This window comes from Cellulomonas fimi (assembly GCF_028527925.1).
Classification (GTDB): domain Bacteria; phylum Actinomycetota; class Actinomycetes; order Actinomycetales; family Cellulomonadaceae; genus Cellulomonas; species Cellulomonas fimi_C.
The window spans coordinates 71077-94007 of record NZ_JAPESW010000004.1; the positions used below are offsets into that span (position 1 = coordinate 71077).

22 protein-coding genes are annotated in these 22931 nt (G+C 69.7%); 17 read left to right on the forward strand and 5 right to left on the reverse strand.

The window, feature by feature from the left end:
* Nucleotides 1-257: 257 nt before the first annotated feature.
* Genes OMK64_RS03345 through OMK64_RS03355 form a run of 3 tightly spaced genes read left to right on the forward strand, consistent with a single transcriptional unit; the run spans nucleotide 258 to nucleotide 3867 of the window.
* On the forward strand, nucleotides 258-1685 hold the full coding sequence (locus OMK64_RS03345; RefSeq protein ID WP_306469212.1) for a type IV secretory system conjugative DNA transfer family protein: 1428 nt from the start codon (nucleotides 258-260) through the stop codon (nucleotides 1683-1685).
* Nucleotides 1682-2902: a transglycosylase SLT domain-containing protein gene (locus OMK64_RS03350; protein WP_272726556.1), complete on the forward strand. Its 1221-nt coding sequence runs from the start codon at nucleotides 1682-1684 to the stop codon at nucleotides 2900-2902. The genes OMK64_RS03345 and OMK64_RS03350 overlap by 4 nt, the downstream gene beginning before the upstream one ends.
* Nucleotides 2899-3867, forward strand: coding sequence for an ArdC-like ssDNA-binding domain-containing protein (locus OMK64_RS03355; RefSeq protein ID WP_272726557.1), 969 nt, complete (start codon nucleotides 2899-2901; stop codon nucleotides 3865-3867). Before OMK64_RS03350 ends, OMK64_RS03355 begins: the two co-directional genes overlap by 4 nt.
* Nucleotides 3868-4101: 234 nt before the next feature.
* On the opposite strand, the gene OMK64_RS03360 is transcribed toward OMK64_RS03355, so the two are convergent.
* Nucleotides 4102-5406, reverse strand: a complete 1305-nt coding sequence (locus OMK64_RS03360) for a cysteine desulfurase family protein (protein WP_272726558.1) — start codon at nucleotides 5404-5406, stop codon at nucleotides 4102-4104.
* A gap of 20 nt (nucleotides 5407-5426) precedes the next feature.
* On the opposite strand from OMK64_RS03360, the gene OMK64_RS03365 reads away from it, so the two are divergent.
* The 4 genes from OMK64_RS03365 to OMK64_RS03380 all read left to right on the forward strand — a co-directional run bounded on the left by OMK64_RS03365 (nucleotide 5427) and on the right by OMK64_RS03380 (nucleotide 8729).
* On the forward strand, nucleotides 5427-6122 hold the full coding sequence (locus OMK64_RS03365; protein WP_272726559.1) for a metalloregulator ArsR/SmtB family transcription factor: 696 nt from the start codon (nucleotides 5427-5429) through the stop codon (nucleotides 6120-6122).
* Nucleotides 6109-7368: an MFS transporter gene (locus OMK64_RS03370; RefSeq protein ID WP_272726560.1), complete on the forward strand. Its 1260-nt coding sequence runs from the start codon at nucleotides 6109-6111 to the stop codon at nucleotides 7366-7368. Before OMK64_RS03365 ends, OMK64_RS03370 begins: the two co-directional genes overlap by 14 nt.
* Before the next feature lie 103 nt (nucleotides 7369-7471).
* Nucleotides 7472-8116: a TetR/AcrR family transcriptional regulator gene (locus OMK64_RS03375; RefSeq protein ID WP_272726561.1), complete on the forward strand. Its 645-nt coding sequence runs from the start codon at nucleotides 7472-7474 to the stop codon at nucleotides 8114-8116.
* 25 nt (nucleotides 8117-8141) lie between these two features.
* Entirely contained in the window at nucleotides 8142-8729 is a 588-nt protein-coding gene (locus OMK64_RS03380; protein ID WP_272726562.1) for a class I SAM-dependent methyltransferase, read from the forward strand.
* Here the strand turns inward: OMK64_RS03380 and OMK64_RS03385 are convergent.
* Nucleotides 8719-9051, reverse strand: coding sequence for a sulfurtransferase TusA family protein (locus tag OMK64_RS03385; RefSeq protein WP_272726563.1), 333 nt, complete (start codon nucleotides 9049-9051; stop codon nucleotides 8719-8721). The two genes, OMK64_RS03380 and OMK64_RS03385, sit on opposite strands and share 11 nt — an antisense overlap.
* A 125-nt stretch (nucleotides 9052-9176) precedes the next feature.
* Between OMK64_RS03385 and OMK64_RS03390 the strand changes: the two genes are divergently transcribed.
* The 8 genes from OMK64_RS03390 (at nucleotide 9177) to OMK64_RS03425 (ending at nucleotide 14257) form a co-directional block, all read left to right on the forward strand.
* On the forward strand, nucleotides 9177-9506 hold the full coding sequence (locus OMK64_RS03390; RefSeq protein WP_272726564.1) for an ArsR/SmtB family transcription factor: 330 nt from the start codon (nucleotides 9177-9179) through the stop codon (nucleotides 9504-9506).
* Nucleotides 9503-10219: a cation diffusion facilitator family transporter gene (locus OMK64_RS03395; RefSeq protein ID WP_272726565.1), complete on the forward strand. Its 717-nt coding sequence runs from the start codon at nucleotides 9503-9505 to the stop codon at nucleotides 10217-10219. Before OMK64_RS03390 ends, OMK64_RS03395 begins: the two co-directional genes overlap by 4 nt.
* On the forward strand, nucleotides 10216-10854 hold the full coding sequence (locus tag OMK64_RS03400; protein WP_272726566.1) for a methyltransferase family protein: 639 nt from the start codon (nucleotides 10216-10218) through the stop codon (nucleotides 10852-10854). The genes OMK64_RS03395 and OMK64_RS03400 overlap by 4 nt, the downstream gene beginning before the upstream one ends.
* A 34-nt stretch (nucleotides 10855-10888) precedes the next feature.
* Complete coding sequence (locus tag OMK64_RS03405) at nucleotides 10889-11806, forward strand: cation diffusion facilitator family transporter (RefSeq protein ID WP_272726567.1); 918 nt, start codon at nucleotides 10889-10891, stop codon at nucleotides 11804-11806.
* 203 nt (nucleotides 11807-12009) lie between these two features.
* Nucleotides 12010-12735, forward strand: a complete 726-nt coding sequence (locus tag OMK64_RS03410; protein WP_272726568.1) for a hypothetical protein — start codon at nucleotides 12010-12012, stop codon at nucleotides 12733-12735.
* A gap of 62 nt (nucleotides 12736-12797) precedes the next feature.
* The gene (locus tag OMK64_RS03415) at nucleotides 12798-13238 is read left to right on the forward strand and encodes a hypothetical protein (protein WP_272726569.1); all 441 of its coding nucleotides are present in this window, start codon (nucleotides 12798-12800) and stop codon (nucleotides 13236-13238) included.
* A gap of 72 nt (nucleotides 13239-13310) precedes the next feature.
* Entirely contained in the window at nucleotides 13311-13535 is a 225-nt protein-coding gene (locus OMK64_RS03420) for a DUF2188 domain-containing protein (RefSeq protein ID WP_272726570.1), read from the forward strand.
* A gap of 11 nt (nucleotides 13536-13546) precedes the next feature.
* Nucleotides 13547-14257, forward strand: coding sequence for an SOS response-associated peptidase (locus OMK64_RS03425; protein WP_272726571.1), 711 nt, complete (start codon nucleotides 13547-13549; stop codon nucleotides 14255-14257).
* Between the two features lie 396 nt (nucleotides 14258-14653).
* On the opposite strand, the gene OMK64_RS03430 is transcribed toward OMK64_RS03425, so the two are convergent.
* Nucleotides 14654-15040, reverse strand: a complete 387-nt coding sequence (locus OMK64_RS03430; RefSeq protein WP_272726572.1) for a hypothetical protein — start codon at nucleotides 15038-15040, stop codon at nucleotides 14654-14656.
* A gap of 5 nt (nucleotides 15041-15045) precedes the next feature.
* Nucleotides 15046-18576: a MobF family relaxase gene (gene mobF, locus OMK64_RS03435; protein ID WP_272726573.1), complete on the reverse strand. Its 3531-nt coding sequence runs from the start codon at nucleotides 18574-18576 to the stop codon at nucleotides 15046-15048.
* Between the two features lie 288 nt (nucleotides 18577-18864).
* Between mobF and OMK64_RS03440 the strand changes: the two genes are divergently transcribed.
* On the forward strand, nucleotides 18865-20025 hold the full coding sequence (locus tag OMK64_RS03440; protein ID WP_272726574.1) for an SAVED domain-containing protein: 1161 nt from the start codon (nucleotides 18865-18867) through the stop codon (nucleotides 20023-20025).
* Nucleotides 20022-21344 (forward strand): SMODS domain-containing nucleotidyltransferase, encoded by a 1323-nt coding sequence (locus OMK64_RS03445; RefSeq protein WP_272726575.1) that lies wholly within the window; start codon nucleotides 20022-20024, stop codon nucleotides 21342-21344. The genes OMK64_RS03440 and OMK64_RS03445 overlap by 4 nt, the downstream gene beginning before the upstream one ends.
* A 1047-nt stretch (nucleotides 21345-22391) precedes the next feature.
* Here OMK64_RS03445 and OMK64_RS03450 read toward each other — a convergent pair.
* On the reverse strand, nucleotides 22392-22790 hold the full coding sequence (locus tag OMK64_RS03450; RefSeq protein WP_272726576.1) for a hypothetical protein: 399 nt from the start codon (nucleotides 22788-22790) through the stop codon (nucleotides 22392-22394).
* Nucleotides 22791-22931: the final 141 nt, after the last annotated feature.

Below are 22931 nucleotides of genomic sequence, written 5' to 3' on the forward strand. Positions count from 1 at the left end.
CTGCTGTCGGATGCTTCCTCACGGGGCGTGGTCTCCCACGTGGCGGGCTGGTACCGCCGCTGGTCGCCCTGCGGCACGCCTCCTCGCCGTCGACCGCGTGGCCGTTTCCGGCCGACCTGCCGGGCGCCGGCCCCTACTGGCTCGGGACAGCGCTGGTCGTCGTCTCACTCGCGGCCGGCGGCGTCGCGGTGTCGCGCTGGAGGCGCCGCATCATCAGCACGTCCGGAGCCGTCCAGGCGCTCCGCACACTCCCCGGCATGGCCGCACCCGGCCAGGTCATCGCGGTCGCCGGCGCGCGGGCTGTGCGTCGACAGGCAAGCGTCGTCCGCCCATCGCTCGCCGGTCTGGTACCGGCCGACCAGGTCGGGTACCGGCTCGGCTCGCTCCGGGGGCACGACCTGTGGTGCTCGGTCGAGGACTCGTCGCTCGTGGTCGGCCCGCCTCGCATGGGGAAGGGACTGCACGTCGTCGTGCCGTGGGTCCTCGACGCACCGGGCGCGGTGGTCGCGACGTCGACACGCCCTGACACCCTCGCCGTGACGCTGCGCCACCGGCGTCGGAACGGTCCAGTCGCCGTCTTCGACCCGCAGCGACTCGCAGGACTTCCTGGGGGCCTCGCGTGGTCGCCCGTGCGCGGGTGCGAGACGCCACGGACCGCGCTGGTCCGCGCGCGCGGACTCGCGGCGGGCGCGGGCTTCGGTCACACCGTGTCGGACTCCGACTTCTGGGCGGGCCAGACGGAGACCGCGCTCCGGTGCCTGCTGCATGCCGCAGCACTCGACGGGCGCCGAGCGGTGGACCTCTACCGCTGGTCGCTGAACCCAGCGCTCGCCGAGGACGCCGTCACCATCCTCAATCGAACGTCGTCCGCCGACGGCTGGGCAGACGCACTGGACGCGGCGATCCACTCCGACCCGCGGACGCGGGACTCGATCTGGCTCGGCGTCCGGCAGTCGCTCGCAGCGCTCGCCGACCCCGACGTCCTCGAGGCCGTCGACCCGGCGGCCGGCGCAGAGTTCGACCCGCACACGTTCCTGGCGGAGGCCGGAACGCTGTACATGCTGGCGTCGGCCGTCACGTCCGGATCGTGTGCCCCGCTGATCGCGGCGTTCGTCGAGGACATCACCGAGACCGCGCGAGCCGTCGCCGCCCGCTCCTCCGGCGCGCGCCTCGACCCCCCGCTCCTGCTGGCGCTGGACGAGATCGCGAACCTCACACCGCTCCCCTCTCTTCCTTCGCTCATGGCGGAGGGCGGCGGATCAGGGATCACGACCCTGGCCGTCCTGCAGTCGCTCGCACAGGCTCGGGCGCGCTGGGGCGAGCACGCTGCGGATGCGATCTGGGACGCCGCCACGGTCAAGGTCGTCCTGGGCGGGCTCGCGAAGTACCGCGACCTCGACGACGTCGCGCGCCTCCTCGGCGAGATCGACGAGCTCACCGAGACCCGGTCGTCCGGCCGCGGCGGCGAGCGGTCCTCATCGACATCCGTGCGTACCGTGCCGGTGATGCCGGCGTCGGTGCTGCGCACACTGCCGTTCGGGACCGCGATCCTCCTCCTGCGACAGACGGCGCCCACGGTCATCGACCTCTCCCCGTGGACCGCCCGACCCGACGCGACCGCACTTCGAGTCGACCAACGTGCGGTCGAGCACGCGACGGCGACCGGGACGGCGGTGCGAGCGTGATCGGCAAGCTCCTCGGCGCCCTCGGTGTCGTGGCCGTCCCTGCGCTCGCCGTCGTGACGGCCATCGGAGTCGGCCTCCAGGCAGGCGCATGCATCAGCACGTCCGCACTGGGGCCACTCAATGACCGCGCCCCCGTCCCGCCGGAGGCGCGGCCATGGATCCGCGAGGTGCGCGCAGGGTGCCCGGACCTCCCGGAGGTGTGGATCGCGGCCGTCATGGCGCAGGAGTCCGGATTCCGGCCGGACGCGTACGCCGACGACAGCAACGGCGGCACCTGGGGCCTCTTTCAGCTCAACCAGAGCATCTGGCGCGCGCACTACGGCCACCCGTGGTCTGCGGATCTCGACCACGACGGTCGCTGGGACGTCACCCAGCCGGAGATCCACGCCTCCGTCGCCGGCCGTTACCTCTGCGCCCGCCTCGCAGGCGTCCGGGGCATCCGCACCGAGCACCCGGACTGGCCGTCGGCGTCGATCCCGGAGCTTGACGCACTGATCGTCGCGCACAACGCCGGCGAGTCGAGGCTGCGCAGCTACCCCGCGATCCCGACCGTCACGGCGAGGTTCATCTCGAACGTCGACGAGCGCGTTCGCGCCTGGTCGGGGAGCGACCCGCCGGACAGCCGCGAGGAGAACCCCTCGCCGAGCGCGGCCGAGCCGGCGGCGACGTCGTCCGATCCCCCGACCAGCGATGGATGCGTGCCCGAGCTCGGCGACGGAACCGTGAACGTTCCACCCGGCACCTCCGACGACGTCGCGACCGCCGTGAGCAACGCGCTCGCCTACGTCGGTGTGAAGTCAGGGTGGGACCAGCTCTGCGACAGGCTCGCGTGTCGCGCGTACGGGTACGTCGGTTCTGGATTCACCTCGGCGAAGGTGCACTGGCAGACGATGGTCGCCGATGGGCACGCGCATCCAGGCGACCGCTGCCCGCCGCTCGGCTCCTTCGTCTTCTTCGAGACCGGCCGCCCGTTCGGACACGTCTCGATCGTCGTGCGAGCGGATCCCGGGCGGTGCGACCCCGAGCAGATCCTCGTGACGTCGAACAGCGCCTTCGACGCGGCGACAGGCAACCACGGCGGCGTCTACCTGCTGAGCCTCGGCCGCCTCAACAGCTTCTACCTCCGTGGCAGTGGCTACCTCGGTTGGTCGGATCCTGTGTGCCGCGGTGCCCTGCTCCCAACCGGTACGTCCCACCCGGCACCACCCGGGCGATGAGCATGATGCGTTCACGACAGGCCCCGTCGAGCGACGACAAGTTGCTCGCCATCCACGCCCAGCTCGTGCAGGCGGTCGAGGACCTCATGAGCTCCGACGCGTGGATTGCCATGCTTCGCGTCGCCGCTCGGTTCACGACCTACTCTCCGTCGAACATCCTGCTCATCGCCGCTCAGCGGCCCGACGCGACTCAGGTCGCCGGCATCCGCACGTGGAACGCGTTGGGAAGGCGCGTCGTGAAGGGTGAGCACGGCATTGCGATCCTGGCGCCGTGCTTGTATCGGCAGCGGGATGACAGTGCCCAGGCGCTGCCCAGCGCATCACCCTCGCCCGAAGCGGACGAACCTACGAGGGTGCTGCACGGGTTCAAGGTCGTCCACGTCTTCGACGTCGCACAGACCACCGGCGACGACCTGCCCGACACCGAGCCGACCCTCCTGCGCGGTGAGGCTCCGGCGGGGTTGTGGGACCACCTCGCACGGCTCGCTGCGGACGACGGCTACGCCCTCGAACGCGGTCCCTGCCCGCTCGGGGTCAACGGGTTCACAGACCCAGAAGGCCACCGCATCAGGGTGCGCGCCGATCTCGACCGGGCGCACGCCGCAAAGACACTCGCTCATGAGCTCGGCCACATTCGCGCCGATCACCCCACTCGGTTCCCCGCCTACGCCACCGACTTAGCCTGCAGAGGTCAGGCTGAGATCGAGGCCGAGTCGATCGCCTACATCGTCATGACTCACGCAGGCGTCCCCGCCGAGGCGTACTCCGCGGCGTATGTCGCCGGCTGGTCCTTTGGAGAGCCCGACGCGGCGAAGGCTTCCGTCGCCACGGTGGTGACCACGGCCCGACGGCTGCTGCTCGGCGGAGCAGTGGATGAGCGGCCGTCACCCGAAGTGGGACCAGGGAGCGCGTTGATGCCGCATTCGACGGCGGGCGCGGAACCGCCATGGCTCGGTCGATCGTGAACTGACGGTGGCGACTGCTAGCCGGCCCGTCAGATGAAGCACCGACGGCCCGCTGGGGCCACCCCCAAACGGTCCGTTAGGGCGTTTCGGTGGCTGTGGTTACGGTTCTGAGTTTCGGTCGGGCCGTTCGAGGCCTGTCCGCGACCGGCGACTGCGGTGACCACAGCCACACCGGAAACGATCAGATTCGGCGAGTTGTGGGTATCGACAACTCCCGTAGTCGGGCGCCATCCGTCAACGGGGCAACCTCTCGACCGGTCTGGCTTCCGCTGCGATGCGGTCGGCAACGCACGCAACGTCGGCAGGGCTCGTCCATCGGCCCAGCGATAGCCGCAGCGCCGAGAGGGCGCGCTCGCGTGACATGCCCATGGCGGTGAGTACGTCCGAGGGCCGGTCTGTTCCGGCGTGGCATGCGGAGCCCGCCGAGGCGGCCACGTCGTGTAGGTCGTTCAGCACGGTGAGGGCGCGGGCGTCGGTGATGCTGACGTTCAACGTGTTCGGCAGCCGGTGCTCGGGGTGCCCGTTGAGGTGGACCCGCCCGGGTAGAGACGCCTCGAGAAGCTGGTGCAGGCGGTCGCGGAGGCGGCGAAGCCGCTCGCTCTCCCCGGCGGCCAGGGCCTGCGCGGCAAGGTCGGCCGCGACGCCGAGACCGACTGCGTAGGCGACGTTCTCGGTGCCGGCGCGCCGTCCTGCTTCCTGGCCACCGCCGTCGACGACGGGTCGCAGGGGCGTTCCCGGCGCGACGTACAGGGCGCCGACCCCCTTGGGCGCGTACATCTTGTGCCCGACCACCGTGAGCAGGTCGACCCCGAGCTCCTTGACGCTGACGGGGAGCTTGCCGACGGACTGGGCGGCGTCAGTGTGCATCAGTGCGCCGTGGCGGTGCGCGATCTCGGCGATCTGGGCGATGGGTTGCACCGTGCCGGTCTCGTTGTTGGCATGCATGACGGAGACCAGGACGGTCTGCTCGGTGATGGCGGACGCGACTGCCTCGGGTTCGACGCGACCGGTCTCGTCGACGGGTATGACGGTCACGCGGACGTCGTGCAGCTCGCGCAGGTAGTCGACCGCGGCCAGGACGGCGGGGTGCTCCGTGGCCTGGGTGATGACGTGTGCACCGGTGTGGAGGCGTGGCGAGGCGAGCACCGCACCGCGGATGGCGAGGGCGTCGGCCTCGGACCCGCTGCCGGTCAGGACGATCGTGCTGGGGTCGTCAGCATCGAGCAGGGCGGCGATCTGGCTGCGCGCGCCGGTCAGCGCATCGCGCGCAGCGCGTCCAAAGGAGTGGGTGCTCGAGGGGTTGCCGAATCCCACGGACAGGAACGGCAGCATCGCCTCGAGGACGGCGGGGTCGACCGGTGTGGTGGCGTTGTAATCCGCGTATACCGGTGCCCCCACGAGAGCCGCCGGACGGGCACTAAGCGGTTCCAGGTCGCGCATCAGAACGCCGACACCTGGTCCCCGCTCAGCGGACCGGCGCTGCACGACGTGTTCGGCCTCGGCCTCGGCCTCGCCCTCGACCCTCGGCACCTGCCTCATCCGACGCCTCCCCACGCTTGATGCCCCACCTCTCCCAACACTGTATCTTCTATTCCATGGATTTCAGGAACACTGCGAAGGGTGACGTCTTCGACGCGCTCGCCGTGGTCGTCAAGGCCATCGCCAACGGCCACCGTCTCGAGCTCGTCGAGCTGATGGCCCAGGGCGAGCACTCGGTCGAGGAACTCGCCCGCATGTCCGGCATGGCCGTGACCACGACGTCGGCCCACCTGCAGAACCTGAAGCAGGCCGGCCTCGTGCGGACCCGACGTGAGCGCACCACCATCTATTACCAGCTCGCTGGCGACGACGTCGCCGAGCTCTACGTGGCCGCCAAGCGAGTCGCCCTGCGCCGTTCGCCAGCGCTGCGCGACACGCTCGACGACTACCTCGGCGCGCCGAGCGCCGCCGGCGGAACCATCGACCCCGGTGCCGTGACCGAGTCCATGACGGTCGTCGACGTGCGCCCGCGCTCGGAGTTCGACACCGGTCACTTCCCCGGCGCCATCTCCATCCCGCTGGCCGACCTGCCGGCCCGGGTGCACGAGCTGCCCGCCGACCGGTCCGTCGTCGTCTACTGCCGCGGCGAGTTCTGCCGCCTCGCCCGCGAGGCCGCGCATCTCATGCGCGAGCACGGCCTCGACGCGGTCGCCATGGACGAAGGAGTCGTCGAGTGGCGCGCGAGCAAGGCGGTGGCCCTCGATGGTGTCGCCTGAGCTGACCGAGGTCGCCCCCGGCTACCGCGACGCGACTGCCCGCGAGGCCCTCCAGCGCCGCACCCTGTGGGTCGTGGTCGCCAGCCAGGTCCTCGGCGGTGCCGGCTTGGCTGCGGGGATCACCGTCGGCGCGCTGCTCGCAGAGCAGATGCTCGGTGCGCAAAGCATGTCGGGGCTGCCGGCGGCGCTGTTCACGCTCGGTGCGGCAGTGGCGGCGTTCCTCGTCGGGCGCGTGACGCAGCGTCGTGGCCGCCGCATCGGGCTCGCACTGGGCTTCGGGGCCGGAGGTGTCGGTGCGCTCGCCGTGGTCCTCGCTGCCGCGCTCGGCAACGTGCCGCTGCTGTTCGTGGCGCTGTTCGTCTACGGGGCGGGCACTGCGACAAACCTCCAGGCCCGCTACGCCGGCACCGACCTGGCGCCCGCGCACCGGCGGGGAACCGCCGTGTCCGTCGCGATGGTCTCCACGACGGTCGGCGCGGTCGCCGGACCCAACCTCGTCACCCCCCTCGGGGCGACGGCGACCGCGCTCGGCCTGCCTGCCCTGGCCGGGCCGTTCCTTCTGGCGGGCGTGGCCTATGTCGCCGCGGGCGGTGTGCTGCTCGCCCTGCTGCGCCCTGACCCCTTCCTCGTCGCACGCGACCTCGCCGACCAGCCCATGCCGGATGCGGCAGAGGCAGCTCCACCGCAGCGACCCGGGATCGGCGCCACCGTCGGTGCCGTCGTCATGGTCCTCACGCAGGTCGCGATGATCGCGGTCATGACGATGACGCCGGTCCACATGCGCGCCCACCACCACGGCATGAGCGCCATCGGGCTCGTCATCGGCATCCACGTCGGCGCGATGTACCTGCCGTCGCTGGTCACAGGCCGGTTGGTCGACCGGGTCGGGCGCGTCCCCATGGCGGTGGCCGCCGCGATCACGCTGCTTCTCGCCGGCGCGACCGCCGCGCTCGCCCCCGCCGACTCCATGCCGTGGCTGATCGTCGCACTCGCCCTGCTCGGCCTGGGCTGGAACTTCGGGCTCATCTCCGGGACGGCGCTGGTCGTGGACGCGACCGTCCCGGCCAACCGTGCGCGGACCCAGGGCTCAATCGACGTCCTGATCGCGCTCGGCGGCGCCGGTGGCGGCGCGATGTCGGGAGTCGTCATGGCGGCGACCAGCTACGCCACCTTGTCGCTGCTCGGCGGCGCCCTGTCGCTGCTGCTCCTGCCCGTCCTGGTCTGGACGCGCCGCTCCCGCGGCTGAGGCCCACCCCGACGCGTCGTGGCACCGCGGTGTTGACGGGTCGACGTCGCATGTCTACTTTGAGAGATACATCCGAAAGTTGACATGCGCCGGAAGTGACCTCGTGAACCCTCCGCCTGTCGCGAGACTGGGACGCGCAGCGCGCCGCGAGCAGATCCTCGCCGCCGCCACGGAGGCGTTCGCGGCTACTGGGTTCGCCGCGACGAGCCTGGACGACGCCGCCGCCGCCGCCGGGGTGACGCGCGTCATCCTCTACCGGCACTTCGAGTCCAAGGCCGACCTGTACCAGGCGGTCCTCGACCGGATGTGCGCGCGCCTGGAGGCGCATGTCGAGGAGCCCGCCCACGGGTTCACCGACGCCAGCATCGACGGCCTGATCGCCGCCGCCACCGAGTCGCCCTCCGGCTTCCGACTCCTGTTCCAGCACGCAATGCGCGAGGTCGAGTTCAAGCAGCGGATAGAGCAGTTCCGCGCCGCCATCAGCCAAGCAGCTCTGGTGCAGACCTCACGCCTCATCCCCGACCCCGCGCTGGCCCGCTGGGCCGCACAGCTGGCACCCACCGTCGCCATCGAGGCGACCATCGCCTGGCTCGACGCCGGGCAACCGGATCCGGCACACGCATCCGCGAGGATCCGCCAAGCGACCATGGGAGTCGTCGAGGCAGCAGCCTCCCTGCACCCGGCCGCCTCCTTCCCTGCACCGCACGAGGGACCTGACCATGACTGGAACGGCTGCACAAGCATGTGAGACACCGACCGCACGCCAACGACGCGTGTGGGACAAGGCGGCGCCCGCCTACGACAAGCAGATCGCGTTCTACGAGCGGATCTGGTTCACCGGCGGCCGCCAGTGGATCGGCGCCCGCTCGCGCGGACGGGTCCTCGAGGTCGCCGTCGGGACAGGCCGCAACCTGTCGTTCTACCCGCGCGAGACCACGATCACCGGTCTGGACCTGAGCCCTGCGATGCTCGCCCTGGCCGCACGCAGGGCCAGCGAGCTCGGGCGTGTCATCGACCTGCACGAAGGCGACGCCGCGCACCTGCCCTTCGACGGCGCCACCTTCGACACCGCCGTCTGCGCGCTCTCGCTGTGCAGCATCCCGGACCCGCAACGCGCGATCTCAGAGATGCATCGCGTGCTCGTGCCCGGCGGCACCCTGCTCCTGCTCGACCACGTCGCGAGCACCTGGCCTCCGCTGCACGGCGCCCAGTGGGTCGTCGAGCAGGCGACCCGCCGCCTCGCCGGCGAGTTCCAGACGCGCCGGCAACGCCCGCTCGTCGAAGCCACCGGCTTCACCATCGCCGAGGCCGACCGACTCAAGGCGGGGACCGTCGAGCGGCTCCGCGCCATCAAGCCCTGACGGAGCCGCCCTCCACGTGCCACGGCCGCCCCGGCATCGTCCGCACACCGGTGGCGGCCACTCGCACGGCGAACGTCGGCACCTCCTGCCCGCGGACCCGACCGACATACTCGTGGCCGGTCATGTGACACCACGCAGGCAGGTCAATCGGCGCGACGGGGTCGCTCGTCACGAGATGCACCACCGTTCCCACAGGAAGGCCCGCTACCCGGTTACGGAGCAGCACCAGCAACCGCGCACACCGAAGATCCCCGCCGTCAACGACGACCGGCTCATCCGAGACCCCGCCGGGCGGGCGTCCAATGCGCTCCTCCGCGATCACAGTGCAGACCGTAGTTGGCTCGCACCCGCTGTCTACGGAGGTGCGGGCGCCGGCCCAATCCGATGAGGTGTTCCCGGGACGGTTGCACTCGTGCTGAATTCAGCGCGGCGTGTACTGTCGCGCTCATGGAGACGGTGACCCTGACGCACACGGCCGCGCTCGCCCGGCTCGGCCACGCGCTCTCGGACGAGACACGCACGCGCATCCTGCTCGCGCTGCGTGAGGCCCCGGCCTACCCGTCGGACCTCGCGGACTCGTTGGGCGTGTCCCGGCAAGTGATGTCGAACCAGCTCGCGTGCTTGCGCGGCTGCGGGCTGGTCGAGTCGATCCCGGACGGTCGACGGACCTGGTACCGGCTGGCGGACACCCACCTCGCGCCGGCGCTCGGTGACCTGCTCGCCCTGGTGCTCGCCGTCGACCCCGAGTGCTGCGGCCCGGACTGCACCTGCGCATGAGCACCCTGTCGATCGGGCCCCGGCCCCTGGACGCCGCGCGCCGGGCCGTGCTGCAACGCCGCATCCGCTGGGTGGTCACCGCGACCATCTCCTACAACGTCGTCGAGGCAGTCATCGCGATCGCCGCGGGCCGTGCGGCCTCCTCCTCGGCGCTGATCGGCTTCGGCCTGGACTCCGTCGTCGAGGTCCTCTCCGCGGCCGCCGTCGCCTGGCAGTTCGCCGCACCCGACCCCGAGGCCCGGGAGAAGGTCGCGATGCTCGCGATCGCGGTCTCATTCTTCGGCCTCGCGCTGTTCGTCACGCTCGACGCCGTCCGCACCGTCGTGGGCGGTGCCGAGCCCGACCACTCGACGGTCGGCATCGTGCTCGCCGCCGTGAGCCTGGCGGTCATGCCGGCGCTGTCGTGGTTCGAGCGTCGCACGGGCCGCGAGCTCGGATCAGCCTCCGCGATCGCGGACTCCAAGCAGACCCTGATCTGCTCCTACCTCTCCGGCGTCCTTCTCGTGGGGCTCGTCCTGAACAGCACACTCGGCTGGTGGTGGGCCGACCCGCTCGCTGCCGTCGTGATCGCCGGCTTCGCCGTGTGCGAGGGCCTGGAGGCATGGAAGGGCGACGCCTGCTGCACACCGGTCGCCCAGCTCGTCGGCGACGACGACGAGCGCTGCGCCGACGATTGCTGCAAACCGGACGTGACCGACGGGGGCACCCGATGACCGCCGACACCGGAGCGTTCGCCGCGATCGGCCTCTATGTCGTGGGCTGCGCCGTGATCTTCGGCTGGCGCAGTTGGCGCCAGCGACTCGACACCGGCTCTGCCGGGTTCCGCGGGATCAGCGGCGCGCCGGGCTCCGCCGGTTGGTGGGGCGGGGTGCTGTTCGTGGTCGCGCTCGTGCTCGTAGCACTCGCGCCGGTCCTCGCGCTCGTCGGTGATGTGACGGTGACCGTGCCGAGGTGGGTCGCACTCGTCGGCGTCGCCGTCGCCGTCGCCGGCTTCGCTGGCGTCCTGCTCGCGCAGGTCGCGATGGGCCGGTCGTGGCGGATCGGCGTCGACGCGGCCGAACGGACCGACCTCGTGACCGCGGGAGTGTTCGCGCTCGTGCGCAACCCGATCTTCACCGCGATGGTCACCGCCGTGGTCGGGCTCACGCTGATGGTGCCCTCACTGATGTCTGCTCTCGCGCTCGCCGCGTTGATCGCGGCCGTCCAGCTGCAGGTCCGTGTGGTCGAGGAGCCCTACCTGCTCACCGTGCACGGGCCGACCTACGCCGACTACGCCGCCCGCGTCGGACGCTTCATCCCCGCCGTCGGACGACTTCGCCCGCACCGCCTCAAGGTGCGCGCGGCGTGAGCGGCACCGGCAGCGCCCAGAAGGAAGGCATCTGATGGGACACGACCACGCCCACACCGCCGGCGCACCCGACCACCGCGGCCGCCTCGCGATCGCGTTCGGCATCACCACATCGATTCTGCTCGCCCAGGCCGTCGGTGCATGGCTGACCGGAAGCCTCGCGCTGCTCGTCGACACCGCACACATGCTCACCGACGCTGGCGGCCTCCTGCTCGCCCTGTTCGCCGCGTCGCTCTCGCTGCGGCCTCCTACCCCGCAGCGGACCTGGGGCTTCCGCCGAGCCGAGGTCCTGGCAGCACTCGCTCAATCCGCGATCCTGCTCGCCGTCGGCATCTACGTCCTCATTGAAGGCGTCCAGCGCCTGCTCACCCCACCCGAGATCCCCTCCACCGAGCTGGTCATCTTCGGTGTCATCGGACTCGTCGGGAACATCGCCTCGCTTCTGGTGCTCGCCGGGCACCGCACCGCGAACTTCAACCTGCGCGCCGCGTTCCTCGAAGTCCTCAACGACGCACTCGGCTCGGTCGCCGTCATCGTCGCCGCCATCGTCATCGCCACCACAGGGTGGCAGCAGGCCGACGCCGTCGCCGGTCTCTTCATCGGCGTGCTCATCGTGCCCCGAGCGTTCAAGCTCCTGCGCGAGACCAGCGGCGTCCTACTCGAGTCGGCCCCGGCCGGCCTCGACCTCGACGACGTGCGACGACACCTGCTCGAGCTCGAGCACGTCAAGGAAGTCCACGACCTGCATGCCTCGCTCATCTCGACCGGCCTGCCGGTCCTGAGCGCACACGTCGTCGTCACCGACACCTGCTTCAACGACGGGCACGCCGCCCGCATCCTCGACGACCTGCAGCAGTGCGTAGCCGAACACTTCCCCGTCTCCGTCGAGCACTCCACCTTCCAGATCGAGTCCGCGAGCCACCGCCGCCACGAGCACCCCAGCCACGTCTGACCCCACAGTCCGACACGCATCGCGAGTTGCTGGTCTCGACAGAGGTGCCGGCTTCACCGAAACCCAGCACCGGAACCGAAACCAGCCGATACCCCGCAGCAACCGGCCGCCGTTTCCGGGGACGTCTACGTCGGCCGCCACTGAGCCCGCCGAAACCGATCGTTTCCGGTGAGTTACGACCTGCTCAACGGAATGATGGGAACGTGCCGATGTCGAACCCAGAGCCGAGGCCCGGAGACACCTTCTTGGCCACGCTCGACGAGCGTGGCCGCATCACGCTTGACCTCCCGGTGCCGACGGACGAATCGATCACGTACTCCGCGGAAGAGCGTATTGGCGACGGACCCCGCCTGGTCTATGAGCTGACCCTTCCACCGGGGAAGGCAGCGGTGGAGCTGACCGCACCGATCGTCGAGCGCCAGGGCGGAGCGAGCGCTGCCGACGCTCAATATCGCGAGCGGCTCTACGCAGCCGTGGGTCGCATCACGGTCGCCGGCGGACAGGTTGAGGCCTCGCTCAAGCGGAGCTTGATCCTTCTCTCCCCTGAGCGTGGTGCCGCGTTCGTGGACGTCGACTTGGAGTGGTTTCGCCTCGAAGCGGCGATACGTGAGGCTGTCGACTCCGCCGAGTCCGTCCTTGGCCGTCGCGTTGTGCGCCTGCTTGACCTGGCTGCGCGCAACCGCTTGAGGGAGCGCCGCAACGACGCAGTCCACGGTGCGTGGTGGCCATTCGACGGCATGGCCGGGCGAGTATCCCGGTGGCCACGAAGATCCGAGGGTTACATCACCAACGTGGACCTCCGCGCGCTCGAGGAGGTGGGCGCCAAACTCGAGCGCCTTGTGCAAGCTCTCAATGACCTGGTGCGGGAGCGCTGGCCCGTGGTCACGCTGCCTCGGGACGACCGGCCGACAGGCTCGTTCGGGGTCTGACACCGGCGCCCCCCGAATCGATCGCACTACTCGCTGTCACCACCACCCGGCAGACTGCGCACATGACCTTGACGTTTGATGGACCGATTCCTGGCAGCGACCTCCCGCTGTGCAGCGTGCTGCGGTGCGACGCCCAGGGCGCATTCGTCGTCCGGTACGAGGCCGAGGGGACTGGCCGTCGGATTGAGCGGCTGATGTGCGCTGCTCACGTCGACGCAGTTCGCGCCGGTGAAGCTTGGCGCTGGGACGATGAACAGAACGTTTTTCTGATGGGCGCGGACCGCGTCGCCAGCGGCGCTCACATGGTGTCGGGATATCGGTTCGAGGTCCGCACCTTCGAGACCGACACGACGCTGGGCAGCCGCCCGATCCACCTGTATGTCGAGGTCGGGGGCGCCGATGGCGCTCACACCCAGGATCTTCATCTCGAGATGTCTCAGAGCATTGCCGCCGACCTCGCCAAGACGCTCACCCTGCTGACGACGAACTCAGAGTTGGAATGACGGCCGCGCGGGGTGGCGGCTCCCCGCCGCTCAGGCAACGATGACGGGCGTCCGCGACGTTGGGAGGAACTGATGGCAGGGAACGGCGTGCACACGGTGCCGGCGGGTGGCTCCGGCTGGGTCAACGAGGTCGACGGCACCAAGGTCGGCGCGGCGTACGCGAGCAAAGACGAGGCCGTGAAGGCCGGGCGCGAGGAAGCCAAGCGTCGGCAAACCGAGCACCACATCCACAACCTCGACGGCACGATCGGCGAGAAGAACTCCTACGGCAACGACCCGCGGAACATCCCCGGCTAGCGGGCCGCGCGATGTGCGGCAGGTACGCCCAGACCCGGGCGGCAGACGAGATCGCCCGTGACCTCGACGTCGAGCAGATGCTCGTCGAGGCCGGCGGGCCGTCGTGGAACGTCGCCCCCACCAACGTCGTCCCGGTCGTGCTCGAGCGCGTCGAGGACGACGAGATCGTGCGCCAGCTGCGGGCGGTGCGCTGGGGCCTGGTGCCGTCCTGGGCGAAGGACCCCGCCATCGGCAGCAGGCTCATCAACGCGCGCGCCGAGACGATCACCGACAAGCCGAGCTTCCGCCGCGCCGCCCTCGCCCGGCGGGCGGTGGTGCCGATGGACGGCTACTACGAGTGGGGCGCCCCGCTGGCCGGCTCCAAGCGCAAGACGCCGTACTACCTGCACTCCCCCGACGAGGCGCCGCTGGCGGCGGCCGGCCTGTACGAGTTGTGGCCCGACCCGGCGAAGGACAAGGACGACCCCGAGCGGTGGATGTGGACCTTCACGGTCATCACCACCACCGCGACCGACTCCACCGGGCACATCCACGACCGCTCACCGCTGCTGCTGCCGGCCGACCTCGTTGACGCGTGGCTGAACCCCACGGTGACCGAGCTCGACGCCGTGCGCGACCTGCTCGCGGCGGTCCCGGAGCCCCACCTGGTTCCACGGCAGGTGGGATACGACGTCGGCAACGTCCGCAACGACGGCCCCCACCTGGTCGACCCGGTGGCATAGAACGGCGGACCTCGACGCTTCTTCGGCCCGGCCGACAGGCGGCGTGGGTGCGATGCTCACCCTCATGGCGATGTCAGCGAACTTGACCTGCCCGGTCGGAGGAGCGTCTCCTTCGACCGGGCGTGGGCTGGACCCTGCACGTGAAGCGGTGCCCGCGCATGTCGTGCCATGTAGGCGCAGGCGGTACGTCGACCGCCGGACGCTCGGGAAAGAGCGACCAGACCGCCCCCGGCCTGAGCAGCGCGGCGTTGATTGGGACTGGTGCCAGCGAGCGAGCAGCCAAGGTCACTCGAGTGCTCATCGTCGCCGTCGAGGGGCGGGGCAGCGAGGTCCTCGACCCCGGCAGTGCCTCCCCACGCCGTGCGCTCCTGAAAGAACGCCCGCGGCGGCGGAAAATCAGCCCCGAGTCCGGTGCTCAGCCGGGCGGCAACCGCTGCGTGCCACGCAGTCTGACAGCCTCGTGCGCGCCGCGGCGAACTGCTCGAGCCACCTGAGCGGGGCGTCGGCGTTGGCGGTGGTGGCGTAAGCCCCTTGCCACGCGAGGTGGAGTGCTGACAACTCTTCGATGAGTTCGGTGTGGTCGTGCCAGCATGCCGGGACGACGCGGCGGTCGAGCTGGAAGCGTTCGACGAGCCAGCCAATCCAGAGATCGAGCTCCTCGAGCAGGAGTTCCTGGTCCTCCGGTGCGTGGGCAGACCACACGATCGGCACGGGTAGTGCGGTCGGCTGGTTCATCTGTAGCGGCGGGTAGAAGAGATCGCCTCGGCCGTCATCGCGGTTCACGAGAGTCACCTCCCCATGACGTTCGACCCCGCAACGGCGGCACGGCGCACAACCTCGGCTGGCGGCGCGGCGTTGACGTGGTGCTCAAGAGTGAAACTCCAATCGTTGTCGGGCATGCCCGGTTCGGCTGCATCGGCGCACAGCCCTAGCCAAGACTCGTCGTTCACCTCGTCTGCGGTTCTCCGGACCGCGTCGTGCTCCGCCATGAGGCCCTCGACGCGATCGAGAATCTCGATGCCGTCTGCGTCGAGCCCAGCGCGTGATCGGGGAGCCGGCGTCGCGTCCTGCTCTTCAACGACTCGCTCGATCCATGCCCGAGCTCTTGCCAGCAGGCGCGTGGACGCGTCAGCGCCCTGGATCCCTTTCACCAGGCCTCGGACGACGTCCGTCGGGCGCGATGTCAGAGCCGCGATGCGGTCGAGAGCGATGAAGATCCCGCCGCCCTCGGGCGACGCCGCGATGTGCCGAACGGTTCCCTCGCTGAGGCCGCAGGCGTGCAGCCGTTCCGTCCACCTGGCGCGCGCGGCGTCGGCGTAGATGGTGCGGATGATCGGTTCGAGTCGACGCACCGACGTCGACTCCGACTCACGTCGGGCGATCGTGGCCGTCGCCGACAGTTCCGCGCCGCTGGTCGCGAGGATGCCCTCGAGAATCTCGTGAGCGTCACCGGCGGCATGGGGATCCGGCAGCTCGTCGCACTCGGGGTTGACGGGATCGACCGAGACGTAGAGGCGATTGCTGCGCCTTCCCCGCGTCATGGCGACGTACAGGTTCTCGCGCGTCATGCCGGGGTGGACGAGGACGTGGGCGAGGTCGACCGTGACCCCCTGCGCGCGATGTGTCGTGGTCGCGTAGGCGAGGTCGACGCTGTCCGTCACGTAGGCCGGCGGCAACGTCACTGACCGCGCCTCATCGGAGCCCGCCGTGCCGACGACGCCTCGCCTCGCCAGCGCAGTCCTCGCCGCGACGACGACGAGGTGGCCGTCGGCCCCCACGCCCTTCACGTCCCAGAGGTCGCCGTTCCTGACGTGGCCGTGTGCGGCGCGGAGCCCGCGGTCGTTGAGGCGAGTCACCACCCGGTCTCCGACGCAGATCATCGTGCCGCTCTTGGTGGTCACACCGTCCCGCGCGACCAGGCCATCCTGCACCCGGTCGTTGTGGGCGCGCGTGTTCAGCGCCGCGACCGTCGCCGCGTCGGGCGCCAGCAGGATCGTCGTCGCGCCCGACGCCACGTCCGCGGACCACGCGGCGTACGCCTCCTCGAGCATCGACTCGGCCGGTCCGGCGCGCAGCCGCCCGGCGTCCTCGTACTCGTCCAGCACGCGCACGTCGCCGGCTCGCAGCCGGATGGTCGCGCGCGCCTCCCACCCCTCCGCGAACCGCCACAGCGTGCGTAGGTGCGCTCCCCCGGTCCTGTCGACGATTAGTCCAAAGGCACCACCGGCATCGACAGCGGACAGCTGCTGGTGATCGCCGACAAGCAGCACCTTGCCGCGTGCCCGGGCGACCTGGTCGACGAGCTCGCGCAGCATGAGCGTCCCGGCGAGCGACGCCTCGTCGACGATGACCAGCTGACCATCCCTGATCTGCCACCGTCGCGCCTCGCGCGTGAGGCTCATCAGTGCAGTGTCGAGCAGCCGTAGCCGGCGTACGTCGCCGCCAATCGCCGACCTCTCGTCGATCAGTCGCTGGATGACGGCGCGGCGCTGCTCGCCGCCCAAGCCATTCGTCTCGTGACGCCATTTGGCGGTGTTCTCGCATGCGATGCCGAGCGCTCCCGCGAGGTTTGCTGCCGCAGAGGCGGAGGGCGCGAGGCCGATCACCGATCCGTGCCCGTGCTGCCGTTCCCACACGTGGCGAAGGGCGGCGAGCGCGGTCGTCTTGCCCGAACCCGCCGGCCCGACCAGGGCGTCCACCAACCTCCCCGAGGAGGAGATCGAAGCGACTGCGGCGAGCTGGTCTGACGCCAGCTCGAGGGCGTCGTCAGCGCGCATCATGCGTGACGTCGGCGCCGACGTGTCGGCGGCTGCGGCGAGGAGCGTGTGCTCAGCATCGAGGATGACGATGTCGGTGAAGGTGTGCTCGCCTGGACGCTCGAACACGCTCGACCCGTCCTCACGCGCGTAGCGTCCCGACGACGGGAACGCTGGCGCGGCCTCGAGGCTGACGCAACGTCGCAAGGCGGCGTCGCACACGTCGTCGACAATCCGCAGCCGGTCTGCCACGCTCGCGGCGATGAGCGGCTTGGTGACGCGCAGTGCCTCAGCCATCACGTTCCAACGGGTCCAAGTCGATCGCCGCTCGCGCACGCCGTCGAGCACGCGCGCCGCAAGGACATCCAGCACAGCCGGGGCGACCTCGAATCGCTGGACGGGTCGCATCAATGACGCGCCGATGACGCGGGAGGTGAGCTGCTCGGGCGACTCCCCCGTCACCGTGGCTGCCCGGTGCCTCCATCGCTCGACGAGCCGCCCCAGCGCGCGGACCTTCTTCGCTGGCCGCGTAGCACGAGCGACCTGCTGACGCAGTCGGACGATCTCGATCCGGTTCGGCGCTCGCCCATGCCTCGCCGTGAAGTCCGCGACCTCCGTCGTCATCGCCGCGTCGATCTGGGTCGAACGCTGCGAGAACGCCGCCATGAGCTCGTCACCGACGCCGTCGAGCTCGAACGCGGGCGTGCGCCTCGGCCCACGGGAACGCCAGCTCCACCGCACCGGCAGGCTGCGCGCTAGCTCGTCGACGAGTAGGGCTTCGTACAGCTCGCTGATCGTGACGACCGCGTGGTGCAGCGCCCGCGAGTCGAGTGACCTCCACGCGCCATCGCGCCCCTGCACCTTGTTGGCCACTACCAGGTGCGTATGGAGGTTCGGGTCACCGGCCCGGGAGTCCCAGTGGTCGAACGCCGCCGCCACAGCACCGCCGGTCGACTCCTGCCGGCATCCCGCGGCGCCGGTCCTCGTAAAGAGCGCACGGTCCTCGAGGAACCGGAGCGATGCCCCCACGGCTCGCCGGTGCGCCGAGTACACCGCGGCCTGCGTCTTTTCGTCAGCGACGGCCCAGAGAGTCGACACCGACTTCATCACCGTGAACGTGAGATCGAAGCCTGCGATGCAGGGCGACGACTCCCTCGCCAGCTCAACCCTCGTGATCGCGTCGACCGCCCGCTGTCTCGCCTCCGCGATGAGATCGCCGGGAAGAGCGCGCACCTGGGCCGCGACGCGATCGGCCGGTGGTGCCGCCGGAGAGTAGCGCCGACCGAGCGGCACGCCAGTCGACGGGTCCAGACCATGGCTGAAGAGCCGCGCCATCCCCTCCTCCGCTACCACTGTGCCCTGCTCCACCCCGACGGCCACGGCGGTCCCGGTGCGGCGGCCTAGCGCACCTAGCCCACGCCCCAGCCAACGGCCCGGTGGGTTGCCCGAGGCGGCGTAGTACGTAGTCATGGGCGACGGTCCGCGCCGCTCGCAGTCACCCGTGGCAATGTGCCGGAGCAGGTAGCGGTAACCCGCCCCTGCGGTGAGCCGGTGCAGCGTCATGACCACAACAGCGCCGCCGCGCTCACGGTCCGGATCCGATCGCCCACACTCCTGGGAGTGCGGGTCGGCGGCTGAACACCCGACGGGACTCACGCGGCCAGCCCTAGTGCCAGACGAGTCAGTGCCCTCTCCAGGCGCGATGCCGGCTGACTATCGGGGGCGGACGAGAGCCCTCGCCCCCTCGTCCGCACGCGGCTCGGCGACACCACCTCGTGCAGAAGTGTCGGTGCCGGCCGATAGCGTCCCTGGCGAAGACCGGACGAGAGGGCGAGGACGGTGAGCTCGTTGGTGAGGCGCAAGATCCCTACCCCCGAACGGATGCGGGTGTGGGTTCGCTCGGGCGGCCGCTGCGCCGTCTGCGGCCGCTACCTGCTCGAGGGGAAGCTCACTCACGAGGAGTTCTCGCTCGGCGAGCTTGCCCACATCGTCGGTCAGCAGACCACCAAGGGTTCGCCGCGCGGCGATTACGACCTCCCTGTGGCCGAACGTGACCTCGCCGAGAACCTGATGCTCGTGTGCGCAGACGATCATGACGAGATCGACCGCAACGGCGCCCTGGACACCCTGACCGTCGACCGCCTCCGCAAGATCAAGCACAGCCACGAGGACTGGGTCCGGCGGATGACCGGCTTGGACCGCAGTAGGGGCACCGCGGTCGTCCGGATGATCGGCGCGGTTCGTGGGAACGTCGTCGAGCTGTCCAAGCCGACCGCCTCTGCTGCGGTGCTTCACTCGGACGACCGGTTCCCGGAGTTCCCGCTCAGCTACGAGCAGTACGGCTTTGAGATCGACCTCCGCCACCTCCCCGCGGAGGGCACCGAGATCTACTGGACCGCTGCGACGGCAGCCATCGACGAGGTCATCGAGCACAAACTCAATCAAGCTGTTCGCGGGGAGCACGTTCGCCACTTGAGTCTGTTCGCGTTCGCCCGGCTCCCTCTTCTGGTCTACCTGGGGAGCCGCCTTGACGACACCTACGAGGTCGCCATCTACCAGCGGCACCGCTCCACCAACGGCTGGGCCTGGCCCGAGGTCACGTCCGTTCCAGCGTTCGCGGTTGAGTCGCCCCCGATCGACGAATCTGCCGATGCGGGCGAGCCGGTCGGCGCGGCGCTGGTTCTGAACGTTTCCGGGACCATCCAGCCCGACGAGTTGCCGCAAGAGGTTGCCGATCTGCCGCGCCATGTCATGACGCCGGTCGGTCAGACTCCAGGGGTCGAGACCATCAGTTCCCCGGCCGCCCTGGACGCGTTCACCGAGACTGTTCGCGCCCTACTCTCGCGGCTCGAGGTCACGGACAAGCACTTGTCGGTTCTCCATGTCTTCGCCGCCATGCCCCTCTCCGCGGGAGTCGCGCTTGGACGCGCTCGCGATCCGCACGTCCACCCACCCTTCCTCATCTACGACCGCACCGACTCGGGGTACACCCCGGTGCTGGAGATCTCGTGAAGCTGACTCAGTACTTCAAGGCGTTCCTCGAAGACACGGTCGACCTCAATCAGTCACGTTTGGATCTCCTTGATGAGCGCGTTGCTGCCATCGTGAGCGTGCTCGAGAGCGACTCCGCCATCGGGAAGAAGATTCTCGAACATGTACCGCAAGGATCTTGGGCTCACAGGACCATCATCCGGCCCCTCAATGATCACGAGTTCGACGCCGACGTCCTCGTCCGTCTGGAGGAAGTCCCCGAGTGGACGCAGCAGCAGTACCTCCGTGAAGTGCGGGCTGCTCTGCGAGCTTCCACCACTTACAAGGAGAAGGTCCGAAAGAAGAACCGGTGCGTTCGGATCATGTACGCGAACGACTGCCACGTCGATGTCGTGCCGTACATCCACCTTGCCGACGGGCGCCAGGTGATCGTGAACTACGCCGAGGCGAAGTTTGAGGACACCAACCCCGCCGGCTACACCGCCTGGATGAAGGAACGCGACACCCTGGCGCACGGGAACCTGCGCAAGGTGATCCGTCTGCTGAAGTACTTGCGCGACTACAAGCAGACGTTCAGCGTGCCCTCAGTCATCCTCACCCTCCTCGTCGCCGAGCGCGTGAGCGCGTGGGACGCCGACGCACGGTACGGGGACGTCCCCACGGCTCTGATGCACATGCTGGCCGACCTCGACGCTTGGCTACAGGTGCACCAGACGATGCCGGTCCTCGAGGACCCCAGCTGCCCTGGGACCTACTTCAACCACCGCTGGGACCAGGGCAAGTACGAGAACTTTCGCGAACGGATCTCGCAGTACTCAGCCTGGGTGACCGAAGCCTATAGAGAGGTCGACAAGCAGAAGAGCATCACGGCGTGGCAGCGCGTGTTCGGTACGAGCTTCAAGGCACCCACGACCACGACGCTCGTTGCATCGGCGCCACCCGTCATTGCCGAGGCAATCCCTCGCGCGCCCGAGGAGCAGTACATCGACGAACTGTTCATAGCGGTGCGTACCGGGTACTCAGTGCGGATCGACGCAGTCGTCGGGAAGAAGAACGGATTCCGCGCGGGCCCGTTGCGCCTGTTTCGATCGATCGGCAAGCAGCGCTCGTTGACGTTCACCGCAAGAACCGACGTGCCGGGCCCTTTCGACGTCTATTGGAAGGTCCGCAACACAGGGCCCGAGGCCGCTGGCAATCTCCGCGGAGGGCTCATCCCGGACGACGGGACGATGTCGCGGACGGAGACGACGCTCTACCGCGGCCGTCACTACGTCGAGGTGTACGTGGTCAAGAACGGGCTCGTCGTCGCCAGAGACCGCCACGACGTGGTGATCGATTGACAGGCCCATCCACACACAGTCAGGCGCTGCCCGCCGTCCGACGGCGCATCGGCACCGCCCACCCGCTATGACCAGACAGACTTCACGATCGTCGTGATTGCGGTCGCGATTGCGGCTAGCGCAGGCAACGCGGTCGCCCACGGAATGCTCCCGCGCCCCGCACCCCCGCGTCCTTCGCCCAAGTACGCGCCCTGAACCTGGTTGAGCATGACGTCACGAACTCGAGCCTTGAAGTCCTCGCCCGAGACGTCGGTGATCGTCAGGCGGTACCCCGTCGACTTCTCTAGATCGCGACGCACGGCTCGCTTGCCTAGGAGTTCGCGCCGACGTCTCGTGTAGCCCGCGCTCGACTGGCTCGCGCGCAGAAGGCGCCGCGCGGTTCGTCCGAGGCGCCACTCGGGGCTACCCCAGCGGGCACGTAGAAGAGCGGTCAGGGCGAGACCCGAGTACAGGACGACACTCAGCACAGCTGCGAACGCCACGCGATTGACAAACGCTGCGTCTCCTCTGAGTACGACAACGATGCACGTCGGGCCTGCGGCCCACAAATAGACCGTCAACAGGTCAACGCGGCTGAGCCACTGAGCCAGCAGGGCGATCTCGTTGTCGGTGAGGCGGGCGAGCTCCTCAGCCGTGAACCCAAGTTTCGTCAAGCCCCGACGCCTACCTCGGGCCACCGGCACGGCGACTTCGTCGGATGAAGCCCGACCGGGCCCCGCCGCATCGATTGCTGGCGACGCAGCGCCGGCAGGCGTCTCAACGGTGGCAGTCATGAAGCGTGGCGCCGCTCTCGTCAGATCTCATGGACGGCAGGCTAGGCCGTCGGGCTGACACTCCACGTTCGTCCGCGCCCGGCCAGGAACGCCGGTCAGCTTGCGCCGACTGTGCGGCGGGCCGCGACCTGGCGCACGGTGCTCGCTGCGCCGGGTTGCTTCATTGGCCGGCGCCCGACGTTCGGCGCTCGTCCACGGCGTGGGTCGATCGCTATACGCGAGACTGACGGCTACCGGCCATGCGGATAGCGCCGCGACTCCGCCGACAGGCGGATCACTCGGCCGGCGGATACTCCGGCTGCGATCGGTCGATCTGCAACGCCAGCAGCGCCGCGGGTTGCTCGGCGACGCCCGGACCGCCCTGCTCGAGCCATCGCTCGAGCTCACGGGTAAGGCCGTCGCCTGCAAGACGCTCGAACCACACCGGCCGGCCCGCAGAGCGTCGGCCCACGACGCTCGGTCGCGCGACGACGACGTCGCCGCGCTCGCACTCGTCGAGGCACTCCGACAACGTGAGGTCGGCAAGCCCGCGACTGCGCAGCGCCTTGAGCCGCGCGAGCTGCCCACCTTCCAGCGGGTCGTCGTCACCCAGGGTCTCGCCGGCGCACAAGCTGCAGGCGGTCAGACCTGGACGCGTTGCAGGGCGCGGAGGAGTGGTCGAGCGATCGGGCACTTGATCAACGGTACCGACGTTCTCGAGGGTCTCGATCGGTGAGCGGTCCGATCCGCGTGAAGGTTCGATCAAGGTCCACGGGAGATCCGCTTGAGCCGGGCCGATCCGGGACCTTCGGTGTGGTTCCTGGCAGGACCGCTC

Bases quoted from the DNA above. Each gene is read 5' to 3' on its own strand.
- OMK64_RS03345 (WP_306469212.1), top strand. From the start codon at position 258: ATGGCCGCACCCGGCCAGGTCATCGCGGTCGCCGGCGCGCGGGCTGTG.
- OMK64_RS03355 (WP_272726557.1), top strand. From the start codon at position 2,899: ATGAGCATGATGCGTTCACGACAGGCCCCGTCGAGCGACGACAAGTTG.
- OMK64_RS03360 (WP_272726558.1), bottom strand. From the start codon at position 5,406: ATGAGGCAGGTGCCGAGGGTCGAGGGCGAGGCCGAGGCCGAGGCCGAA.
- OMK64_RS03365 (WP_272726559.1), top strand. From the start codon at position 5,427: ATGCCCCACCTCTCCCAACACTGTATCTTCTATTCCATGGATTTCAGG.
- OMK64_RS03370 (WP_272726560.1), top strand. From the start codon at position 6,109: ATGGTGTCGCCTGAGCTGACCGAGGTCGCCCCCGGCTACCGCGACGCG.
- OMK64_RS03390 (WP_272726564.1), top strand. From the start codon at position 9,177: ATGGAGACGGTGACCCTGACGCACACGGCCGCGCTCGCCCGGCTCGGC.
- OMK64_RS03395 (WP_272726565.1), top strand. From the start codon at position 9,503: ATGAGCACCCTGTCGATCGGGCCCCGGCCCCTGGACGCCGCGCGCCGG.
- OMK64_RS03400 (WP_272726566.1), top strand. From the start codon at position 10,216: ATGACCGCCGACACCGGAGCGTTCGCCGCGATCGGCCTCTATGTCGTG.
- OMK64_RS03405 (WP_272726567.1), top strand. From the start codon at position 10,889: ATGGGACACGACCACGCCCACACCGCCGGCGCACCCGACCACCGCGGC.
- OMK64_RS03415 (WP_272726569.1), top strand. From the start codon at position 12,798: ATGACCTTGACGTTTGATGGACCGATTCCTGGCAGCGACCTCCCGCTG.
- OMK64_RS03420 (WP_272726570.1), top strand. From the start codon at position 13,311: ATGGCAGGGAACGGCGTGCACACGGTGCCGGCGGGTGGCTCCGGCTGG.
- OMK64_RS03425 (WP_272726571.1), top strand. From the start codon at position 13,547: ATGTGCGGCAGGTACGCCCAGACCCGGGCGGCAGACGAGATCGCCCGT.
- mobF (WP_272726573.1), bottom strand. From the start codon at position 18,576: ATGACGCTGCACCGGCTCACCGCAGGGGCGGGTTACCGCTACCTGCTC.